The sequence below is a fragment of the Roseateles sp. P5_E8 genome (assembly GCF_054177665.1).
In genome coordinates this window covers 1-3,119 of sequence record NZ_JBGCUM010000118.1, presented here as the reverse complement: position 1 = coordinate 3,119, position 3,119 = coordinate 1, and the positions used below count along the sequence as shown (strand labels likewise).

The 3,119-nt window shown below is 57.7% G+C and carries 5 protein-coding genes; all 5 read left to right on the top strand.

Going from position 1 to position 3,119, the window contains the following annotated elements; genetic code table 11:
- The first annotated feature begins 280 nt into the window (after positions 1-280).
- Positions 281-646, top strand: a complete 366-nt coding sequence (locus tag ACXRVZ_RS27440) for a lysozyme inhibitor LprI family protein (RefSeq protein ID WP_458233114.1) — start codon at positions 281-283, stop codon at positions 644-646.
- A 74-nt stretch (positions 647-720) separates the two neighbouring features.
- Positions 721-1,077 (top strand): hypothetical protein, encoded by a 357-nt coding sequence (locus tag ACXRVZ_RS27435; protein WP_458233113.1) that lies wholly within the window; start codon positions 721-723, stop codon positions 1,075-1,077.
- Positions 1,078-1,146: 69 nt separating this feature from the next.
- A complete protein-coding gene (locus ACXRVZ_RS27430) occupies positions 1,147-1,482 on the top strand; it encodes a hypothetical protein (RefSeq protein ID WP_458233112.1) in 336 nt (111 codons plus the stop codon).
- A gap of 515 nt (positions 1,483-1,997) precedes the next feature.
- Positions 1,998-2,357, top strand: coding sequence for a hypothetical protein (locus ACXRVZ_RS27425; protein WP_458233111.1), 360 nt, complete (start codon positions 1,998-2,000; stop codon positions 2,355-2,357).
- 101 nt (positions 2,358-2,458) lie between these two features.
- Positions 2,459-2,986 carry a hypothetical protein gene (locus tag ACXRVZ_RS27420; RefSeq protein WP_458233110.1) on the top strand — a complete coding sequence of 176 codons (528 nt, stop codon included), beginning with the start codon at positions 2,459-2,461 and terminating at the stop codon, positions 2,984-2,986.
- Positions 2,987-3,119 lie beyond the last annotated feature (133 nt).

Sequence of the window (3,119 nt, the reverse complement as noted above, 5' to 3'; positions counted from 1 at the left end):
CTCTATTGGTGTCACCTTAGCGAGGCTGAAGGCCAGTCCTTGCGCGTTGCCGCTGGCGCTGGGGAGGACGACACAGGAGAGCCCCTCGCTGCCGTTGAAGCGCGTCGGCTTATCCGGCAACGTCAGGTCTTGTGTGAGCATCCCTTGCGCGGGCTGAGTTGGATTGGCGGTAGTGCAGCTCTGCTGGAGGGAGTGCCGTGGTGAGAACCCTGCGCTCTAACTTGTCATTCGTGTGGGACGGCTACGCCGCCCCACAACTCCGACGTTGGGCAGACTAGAGATGCGACATCTTCTTTTACTAGCGGCTTTCAGCGCAGGCTCTGCGGTGGCGGCAGACTGTAGTGAAGTGCAAGGCGACATTGAGCACCGCGAATGCATGGCGGGTGCGCTCAGCGCTGCCGACAAGAAGTTGAATGCGACATACGCGTCACTTCGAAAGTCCCTCGACCCAGAATCGCAAGCGCTGTTAGTCAAGGCCCAAAAAGCTTGGCTTTCCTTTCGGGATAGCGATTGCAGTTTCGAAGCCGATTCGGTGCGCGGGGGCTCCGCCTACCAATCTGAGTACATTCGCTGCCAGCTAGTCCGCACACGTGCGCGCGAAAGGCAATTCAGAGACTCTATGCATTGGCAAGGTGACCGGAAATGACACGGCTACGCGCTGCCCAACCTCTTGCTCCAGCGGACGGCTTCGCCGCCCGCTGAGCGCCAACGTTATGGCGCATGAGTTTCATTGAGTTGGCTCGACGATTGCTCCGCCGCGTTCCACGCGCCGTGGTCTTCGATGAGGAGAAGGTCGTTCGAACTATGTCCAATGGTGAGGCGGAAGTTGTTCGCTGGGATGAGCTTCAGTCTGTGGCGGTAGTCACAACTGGTGGTGGCCCTTGGAGCGAAGATGTCTTCTGGATATTGAAAAGCCAGTCTGGCGGCTGTGCGATCCCACAAGGAGCGCAAGGCGCGGGGGAGTTGTTGAAGCGACTTCAGACATTGCCGGGTTTTCGGAACGAGGCATTTATTGAAGCGATGGGATCGACTGGAAATGCTACGTTTGTCTGCTGGGAGAACTCCAATGCGCCATAACCTGCCATTGGAGCGGACCGCCTTCGGCGTCCGCTCACCTTCACGTTAGAGCGCCTACCCGCCGAGCACATGCCTGTACCGCACGAAGCACTGATTTCTTGGCTCAAATACTTCGACGTCGAGTACCTCGATGAAGAATGCTGCGCCAAGCTCTCTTTGCTCGATCCCAACGAGCCCGCGCAGTTCAGGCAGGCAGTTGAGATCGCGGTGCTTCCAGGCTTCCGGAACTTGAATGGCATTTCCAGGCAATCACTTCGCAAAGTTTTGCAGACAGCGGTTTCTGCGTCAGATAGCGAGCTTGCGCAAGCTTTTGCTCGGGTGGAGATGCCATTCAGCTGTTCCCCACGCTCCCGTACTGCCATGCTTAAGCTTCTTTGGTCTGGAGTGTTCAATGAAGCGCTCTAACCGGTCACTGCAGCGGACGGCTTCGCCGCCCGCTGAGCTTGCACGTTAGGTTCCCATCGATGCAGTTGCTAAGCGCGAACGAGTTGATACGCGACGCGGAATCGCTGATGAACGCCGATGTCTTTCTGCGCGGCGTGCTTAGGTGCTCCGACGCCAACGTTTTGATCGAGCACTGGCCAAAGTCAGAACGCAGTCATGAACCCTTCGACCAGATCTGGTTGCACACGGGGGAAGGTGCTTTCAGTTTCAATCGGGACGTACTGGGCCGGCTAGATGGGAAGTTGGTTGTGGTCCATGGGTTTGTCACCCCATATGACGCTTCTTGGCCAACTGAGCCAGGCGCCTTCTGGAAGGTGCACTTACGGGCGGTAGAACTAACCGAGCACAAGATATGGAACAACAGCCACGAACACGACTTGGACAGCTAGGTGCACAACAGCAACCTAACCTGTCGCTCGAGCCGACTCGCGTCGGCAGGCCGTCGCTCGCGGCTCAGCTTCAACGTTGAGCAGCACGTGGAAACATTGCGCGCACCCTATCCAGGCCACACCGAGGAAGTTGATGGCTTCGACGAGAGCGCCGGGGCCATCTATACGTTCGCCAAATCGGGCCAGTCGTATCGATTCGACATCGCAGAAGGTTCAAAGTACGCGGCATCTCTTTCCTCGTGGGTCGAAGGAAGGGAGGTAACGCTCATGGTTGACGCACCGCACTCGCCGTCAAGCCAAGCCATTCAGATTCCGACTAGGTGTGCCGTCTTTCAAGCGGCGTTGGTTGAATTGGAGGCGTTGGGCGTCGAGTACGTCTCCTTCTTCAATCAGCCGACCGGTGGGTTCAAGCAGTTCGAGATTCGGGGGTTGCGTGATGCGGCCTAGCATGGCGTTAGCCGCGGGCGCGCGACGGGCGGTGCTGCTCAACCTGCCGTTGGAGCGGACCGCCTTCGGCGTCCGCTCACCTTCACGTTAGAACTCAGCGCATGCACCCCTCTCAATCTGAAGCGCTGTTCCGCAAGCAATTGCGCGCAAGCGGCCAGTTGCTCAAGGAGCTTTCCGCCGAGAAGGCATTGCGGACTGCCGTTGAGTTTTGGAGCGGTACGGAATTCGAAGGCTTGCGGTCAGACCAAGGTGACGGACTCGTTGCGTACTTCGAACTTATGGATCGCGGTAGAGGCGCGCAATACGAATTCGGGATCAACCGCATCCTTCGCTCGGCAACATCGCCCAATGCTGACTACGAACCTTGGTTGCCGGCACACAAACTCGGTCTGCTTGTTTCATTCAGCCCGACTCTTGAGGTCTTTCAGTTAAAGCCGGCTGCCGTGGTCTTCGACGTTTGGGCCAAAGAACAGTCGGCCCGCTTTCTCGCTCAAGTCACGCAGTCCGCGGCATTTCAGGTTGTGGCTGCGCTTGAGCCACGCGACGCGAAAATTCAGTTCGTCGAGTGGGCGGCTCCCTGGGGCGATCCAGAGCATGCAACCAAAGGGCTTTCATGGGCTATCGCATGAATCTGAGTTCTAACTTGTCATTGCAGCGGACGGCTTCGCCGCCCGCTGAACTCCAACGTTGAGCCGCTCTATGAATATTCGTCTCGCAAGTGGCCGCTTTTGGGATCCTGGAATCGATCCGTACTCTTATCAG

Bases quoted from the DNA above. Each gene is read 5' to 3' on its own strand.
- ACXRVZ_RS27420 (WP_458233110.1), top strand. From the start codon at position 2,459: ATGCACCCCTCTCAATCTGAAGCGCTGTTCCGCAAGCAATTGCGCGCA.
- ACXRVZ_RS27435 (WP_458233113.1), top strand. From the start codon at position 721: ATGAGTTTCATTGAGTTGGCTCGACGATTGCTCCGCCGCGTTCCACGC.
- ACXRVZ_RS27440 (WP_458233114.1), top strand. From the start codon at position 281: ATGCGACATCTTCTTTTACTAGCGGCTTTCAGCGCAGGCTCTGCGGTG.
- ACXRVZ_RS27430 (WP_458233112.1), top strand. From the start codon at position 1,147: ATGCCTGTACCGCACGAAGCACTGATTTCTTGGCTCAAATACTTCGAC.